The following is a 252-nucleotide window of genomic DNA, read 5'->3' on the forward strand; positions in this document are numbered from 1 at the left end:
GGCCGGTGGACTCGATGACGATCTCCACGCCGACGGAGCCCCACGGCAGGGCCGCGGGATCCTTCTCGGCGAACACCTTGATCAGCTTGCCGTCGATCTCGAGGTCGTTGACGACCGCCTTGACCGAGCCGGGGAACACGCCGAACGTCGAGTCGTACTTGAAGAGGTGGGCGTTGGTCTTCGCGTCCGTCAGGTCGTTGATCGCCACGACCTGGATCGCGGGGTTCTTCAGGCTGGCGCGCAGGACGAGAC

Annotated in this window: 1 protein-coding gene; it reads right to left on the reverse strand. The window is 65.5% G+C overall.

The window, feature by feature from the left end:
- The coding region (locus tag C1X29_RS28985; protein ID WP_305888220.1) for a glyceraldehyde 3-phosphate dehydrogenase NAD-binding domain-containing protein at window positions 1–252 on the reverse strand (252 nt) is incomplete at both ends.

Origin of the sequence: Pseudomonas sp. GW456-12-10-14-LB2 (genome assembly GCF_002884345.1) — a bacterium.
Taxonomy (GTDB): Bacteria; Pseudomonadota; Gammaproteobacteria; order Pseudomonadales; family Pseudomonadaceae; genus Aquipseudomonas; species Aquipseudomonas paraglycinae.